Source organism: Streptomyces sp. P5F9, assembly GCF_057961495.1.
The window spans coordinates 1-5,362 of sequence record NZ_JBXVPZ010000574.1 but is presented as its reverse complement, the minus strand read 5'-3'; the positions used below and the strand labels follow the sequence as shown (position 1 = coordinate 5,362).

At 69.9% G+C, this 5,362-nt stretch carries 6 protein-coding genes and 1 pseudogene; 2 read left to right on the top strand and 5 right to left on the bottom strand.

Features of this window, described 5'->3' with window-relative positions:
* The 4 genes from AC31A1_RS45910 to AC31A1_RS45895 form a co-directional block, all read right to left on the bottom strand.
* Positions 1–182, bottom strand: a 182-nt coding sequence (locus AC31A1_RS45910) for a PAS domain-containing protein (protein ID WP_489659015.1), incomplete at its 3' end; no start/stop codon positions are given.
* 80 nt (positions 183–262) lie between these two features.
* Positions 263–421: a hypothetical protein gene (locus AC31A1_RS45905; protein ID WP_489659014.1), complete on the bottom strand. Its 159-nt coding sequence runs from the start codon at positions 419–421 to the stop codon at positions 263–265.
* A gap of 161 nt (positions 422–582) precedes the next feature.
* Positions 583–921 carry a thioredoxin family protein gene (locus AC31A1_RS45900; RefSeq protein WP_489659013.1) on the bottom strand — a complete coding sequence of 113 codons (339 nt, stop codon included), beginning with the start codon at positions 919–921 and terminating at the stop codon, positions 583–585.
* 410 nt (positions 922–1,331) lie between these two features.
* Positions 1,332–2,471: a PucR family transcriptional regulator gene (locus tag AC31A1_RS45895; RefSeq protein ID WP_489659012.1), complete on the bottom strand. Its 1,140-nt coding sequence runs from the start codon at positions 2,469–2,471 to the stop codon at positions 1,332–1,334.
* Positions 2,472–2,558: 87 nt separating this feature from the next.
* On the opposite strand from AC31A1_RS45895, the gene AC31A1_RS45890 reads away from it, so the two are divergent.
* Entirely contained in the window at positions 2,559–3,614 is a 1,056-nt protein-coding gene (locus tag AC31A1_RS45890) for a ferredoxin reductase (RefSeq protein WP_489659011.1), read from the top strand.
* 7 nt (positions 3,615–3,621) lie between these two features.
* Positions 3,622–4,740: a fatty acid desaturase family protein gene (locus AC31A1_RS45885; protein ID WP_489659010.1), complete on the top strand. Its 1,119-nt coding sequence runs from the start codon at positions 3,622–3,624 to the stop codon at positions 4,738–4,740.
* 275 nt (positions 4,741–5,015) lie between these two features.
* On the opposite strand, the pseudogene AC31A1_RS45880 reads toward AC31A1_RS45885, so the two are convergent.
* A pseudogene (locus tag AC31A1_RS45880) lies at positions 5,016–5,180 on the bottom strand (pirin family protein); the annotation flags it as partial.
* Positions 5,181–5,362 lie beyond the last annotated feature (182 nt).

The window sequence follows — 5,362 nt, the reverse complement described above, 5'->3', positions numbered from 1 at the left end:
CCCACGGCCCGCCCGGTCAGTGCTCCGGCGACGGCGACCACCGACTTCTCCGGGCGCCGGTAGTCGTGCAGCACCACCTCGCACACCGGACCGAACGTCGCCGCGATCCCGTCGGCCACAGGCACCAACGCGGCGATGATGGCGTCGCGTTCGGCGTCCGGGGCCGACTTGCCGTCCGTCATTCCTGCCCCTCGCTTAAGACTGTGTGTCCAACCACTATACCTGCAGTCCAAAACCTGGTCCGGCTCTCCGAACGCCGGAGTCAACCGATCCCGGGTTCGGCCACTCCGCGCTGAGCGAGTTCCGGCACCGTCTGGTGGCCGACCGGGCGCCACGGCGCCTGCTCGACCTGCACCTGGACCGACTGCGGCAGGCGGGCGTGTTGGTGCGGCCCGGTGGCCACCGCACACGGCGCCTGCATGGGGCAGTGTTGGAATGCCAGGGTGCTTTGTCCGTCGAGGCCGGCACCGTGGTGCTGCGCTCACGCCGGGGCACCGGCATGGGACCGGGCTTTCCCGAGATCGTGGCCGCAGCCGGGCGACTGCCGTGACGGGCGTCGCGGCCTCGTGCCGCGGCGGCCGCTCAGAGGTGGCCGTCCAGGAACTTCCGCACCTCGGCGGTGGTCATGGGCCCCGTGCCGTGCGCCACCGCCTCTCCCTCCTTCAGCAGGACGCAGGACGGCGCTCCGGTGATCCCGTATCGCTCGGTCGCGGCCGGACAACGGGTGATGTCGGCGCGGACGGCCGTCAGGCGGCCCGCGTAGTCGTCGGCGATGGCACCCACGACGAGGTCCATCACCCGGCAGGGCTCGATCGCCTTGGGCCATGTCCCGGTGAAGTATGCGAGGACCGGGACGCCGCTCATCCCGAGGATGAAATCGAACTCCGCGTCCTCACGGGGCCGGTGAACCCGCTGCGCCATGGGAGCTCCTGATCTCACGTTCCGTCATTCCATCCCCATCATCCCTCGCGCGGTGCGCCAGGCCGGCCCGGTAGGTCGTCCCGTTGGCCTGCGGGAAGGGAGGCGCCGGGCCGTCGCAGAACCACGGTGGTCCCGGCGCGAGCGGCCTGGCCCCCCGCTCCTGGTGACCCGGCCCGGCCGCCCCGCCGGTCACCCAGCTGCAGCCCTCCGCGCGCCCGCGGGTCAGCTCGTGCCAGGACCAACGCCCCGACGGGCTTCCCGAGGCCTTGTCCGGTCTTCACATCAGCTCCAGGCCTCAGCCGGCGGAGACCGCTCGCCCTCCGGGCCGCATGAGCCGGCTGAGGGCACCGAGAACGCTGCACGATTCCTGGACCGCTCGCGGACGCGTTCGTGGACGGTCGAAGGAGGCATCAGCCGACCCCAAGACCGACCGCCAGCGTCAGTTCAAGGACCCGCTGCGGCGATGCGAGATCCGGAAACAGCTCCCGCAGCTGCGACATCCGGTACCGGACCGTCTGGGGATGGACGAACAACGCCGCCGCCACCTCGTCCCGCCTGCCCTGGTGCAGCAGCCACTCCCGCAGCGTCTCCTCCAGCCGCCGCGCGGTCGGGACAGGCAGGGTCCGCAACGGTGCGAGGGCTCGGGCACGCAGGTCTGCGAGCGCGTCCGCGTCGGCGCTCAGCACCAGCTCGGGCAGGTGGTCCTCGGTGTCGCGAATATCAGAGGAGAGGGAGCGCGCGCGTACGGCTCGCGCGTACGAGGCGGACGCACGAGTCCATGGCCGGGCCGGGCCGACGACGGCGGTGCGGTCGGTCAGCTGCCGCAGGAGATGTGACCGGTCGGCATCGGGGACGAGCAGTACACCGGTGGCGTCCGGCAGGTCGTCGAGGACGAGGGTGCTCGGGTCGAGGGCGCGGTAGGCAGGCCGGGCCTGGGCGGCGGGCAACAGGACCGCGGTCAGCGCAACCGGAGGCTGCCACCCGGCCCGTTGAGCAGAGGCCAGCAGCACGTCCGGGCTCACGCCGGCGAGGAGGTCGCGGGCCAGGTGTTCCAGGTGGCGCTCGCGGTCCCTGCCCCGGGCGGCCAGTTCGTCGGCGTGGCCCGCGGCGCTCGCGGCGGAGAGCTCGTCGATGTAGGCGAAGGTCAGCTCGGCGAACTTGGCGACCTCGGCGGCGGGCAGACCTGCGGGTACGGCACCCGCTGCCAGGCATCGCCAGGCCACCCGGGCGCCGACGCGGTAGGCGCTGAGCAGGGCGTCCATGGAACGGCCGTCGCGCACCTCGCCGCGGCCCAGCTCGTAGGCCGCGTCACCGGCGTCGCCGCCTGTGGCGTTCCCGCTCGCGAGGTCCAGGTAGTGGCCCAGGGCGGTGCGGACGGCTCGGCGGATGGTGGCGCCCATGCGGCCCGAAAGGGCGTTGGCGTAGGAAGGGACCTCGTCGATGATCGCCTCGACGACCTCGTCGGCAGTGGTCTTCAGCGCTGCCCGCATTGCCGTGACCGTCGTCTCATCCAGGGCCAGTTCGCTGGCCCTCCGAATTGCATGACTCACGTTTTTGTTCCCTGCGAACAATTCATCCGACCAGATTCACGTCCTGCGGTCAGGACTTTACGCCCTGAGGCGCAGCAAGCTGAAGTCATGACGAGTACAGCCCTCCGCAGCAGGGCGTGGAAACTGCTGGAGATGGTCACGACGCCGCTGCTGCCGTCGGACTACCTCGACCTGGTCAGCCCGCTGCGTGCGGGCGCCGACCTGCGGGGGCGCATCGAGGCCGTGCATCCCGAGACGGGTGACGCCGCGACTGTCGTGATCAGGCCGGGACGGGGCTGGCGCGGCCACACGGCCGGTCAGTACGTGCGGATCGGGGTCGACGTCGACGGGGTGCGCCTGTGGCGTGCCTACTCCATCACCTCACCGACAGACCGCCAGGACGGCCGCGTCACGATCACCGTGAAGGCGATCCCGGACGGCAAGGTCAGCAACCACCTGGTCCGCAGAGCGAAACCGGGCACGCTGATCCAGCTCGATCAGGCGACCGGTGACTTCGTGCTGCCGCGGGCCAAGCCCGCCAAGGTGCTCTACCTGACGGCCGGCAGCGGCATCACGCCCGTGATGGGCATGCTGCGCGACACCGAGTTCGACGACGTCGTCATGGTCCACTGCGCGCCACGGCCGCAGGACGTGATCTTCCGCGACGAACTGCACGCCTTGGTCGCGGACAAGAGGCTGCGGCTCACCGAGGTGCACACCGACACGGACGGCAAGCTCGACATCGCCCGTCTCGACGGACTCGTGCCCGACTGGGCCGAGCGCGAGACCTGGGCCTGCGGGCCCGCGGGCCTGCTCGACGCCGCCGAAGAGCACTGGAGCGAGCACGGCGTCCAAGAGCGCCTGCACATCGAACGCTTCCGCCCCGGCATCGTCGTCACCGGCGACGGCGGCGAGGTCACGTTCAGCGCCACCGGCAGGACCGTCGACGCGGACGGCGCCACGCCGTTGCTGGACGTCGGCGAGGAAGCCGGCGTGCTCATGCCCTCCGGGTGCCGCATGGGCATCTGCTTCGGCTGCGTCACCCCGCTCAAGGCGGGCGCCGTCCGCGACCTGCGCACCGGCGAGATCACCGAGGCCGAGCCGGGCGTCCTCATCCAGACCTGCGTGTCCGCCGCGGCGGGCCCCTGCGACATCGAACGGTAGGAGCACCTTGACCGCCATCGACCCCACCGCCCACCTGACCGCGGAGCAGATCGAGGAGCTCGGCCGCGAACTGGACGCGATCCGCGACGAGGTGATCGCCGGCCGCGGCGAGAAGGACGCCGCCTACATCCGCAAGGTCATCTCGGCGCAGCGCAAGCTCGAACTGGTCAGCAGGGGCGTGCTGCTGTTCTCGCTCTTCCCGCCCGCGTGGCTGATCGGCACCGCCGGGCTGTCCGTGGCGAAGATCATGGACAACATGGAGATCGGCCACAACATCCTGCACGGCCAGTGGGACTGGATGCGGGACCCGAAGATCCACTCCACCACCTGGGAGTGGGATCACGTCTCGCCGTCCGAGCAGTGGAAGCACTCGCACAACGAGCTGCACCACACGTACACCAACGTGATCGGCAAGGACAACGACCTCGGCTACGGCATCATGCGCGTCGACGAGGACCAGAGGTGGCACCCGTTCCACCTCGGCCAGCCGCTGTGGAACTTCATCAACGCCTGCTTCTTCGAGTACGGCATCGCGGCGTACGACCTGGAACTCGGCAAGAACCTGAGCAAGCGCCGCCGCAAGCACCCGGAGTTCCGCGCGCGGGCCAAGGCCGTGGGCCGCAAGATCCGCAAGCAGGTGCTCAAGGACTACGTGATCCACCCGTTGCTGTCGGGCCCGTCGTTCCTCCCCACGCTCGCCGCCACGTTCACCGCGAACCTGGTCCGCAACATCTGGACCCACTCGGTGATCATGTGCGGGCACTTCCCCGAGGGCGTGCAGGTCTTCGAGCGCCGGTCGATCAGGGGCGAGACGCGCGGCCAGTGGTACCTGCGCCAGATGATGGGCTCGGCGAACATCAGCGGCAGCAAGGCCATGCACTTCATGACCGGCAACCTCTCGCACCAGATCGAGCACCACCTGTTCCCGGACCTGCCCAGCAACCGGTACGCCGAGGTCGCGGTGAAGGTGCGCGCGCTGTTCGAGAAGTACGAGCTGGAGTACGTCACCGGGCCACTGCCCAAGCAGGTGTTCTCCGCGTGGCACAAGGTCTTCCGGCTCTCACTGCCGAACAAGAAGCCCAAGGTCGAGACGCCGGACCGCGAGCAGGAGCTCGTCGCGGCCTGATTCCCGGCAGTGGTTCAGACGCGGACGGTGGGCGGCCGCGACATCGGACCGTACGACACGAGATCCGGGCAGCCCGGTGTCCGGCTGCGCTGCCTGGACGTGGGCCAGGAGCTCAGCACACAGCCCCCGGCGAGGTGCTGCAGTGCGCCTACCTGCCGTGGTCGGGCCGGTAGTCGGGTGCGTACGCGCACTCGGTTTGCCGACGACCACCGGAGCCCGCCCACGCCAAGCCTCTCAAGCCCCGTCACTCGCAACCTGTGGCACGCCCCAGCAGGTCAGCGCACTCTTCCTCGCGGCTTCAACCCCACAGGAGGCAGCTCGGGAGCCGGTAGCGGCGCCCCGTCGTACCCCTTCACCTCGCCGAAGCGGCTGCCGGTCATCCAGTCCGTGCGGGCCTGCTGGATCTCCTCCTGGGTGCGGCCGATCCAGTTCCAGAACAAAGGCGACCCTGCGCGCGTTTGCGCAGGTCGGCGGCGACTCGGAGCTCTGACGGTCAGCAAACTGTCAGCGTCGGCTGTAAGGGGTCAGCAAGCCATGGCTTCGGATTCGTTGGTTCGTGGGATGGGGTCGTTCTTCAAGGAGTGTGGGCATCCGAAGTCGCGGTGGTCGAAGTGTCCTCATC

Coding starts and splice junctions, on each gene's coding strand:
- AC31A1_RS45905 (WP_489659014.1), bottom strand. CDS start 421: ATGCAGGCGCCGTGTGCGGTGGCCACCGGGCCGCACCAACACGCCCGC.
- AC31A1_RS45900 (WP_489659013.1), bottom strand. CDS start 921: ATGGCGCAGCGGGTTCACCGGCCCCGTGAGGACGCGGAGTTCGATTTC.
- AC31A1_RS45890 (WP_489659011.1), top strand. CDS start 2,559: ATGACGAGTACAGCCCTCCGCAGCAGGGCGTGGAAACTGCTGGAGATG.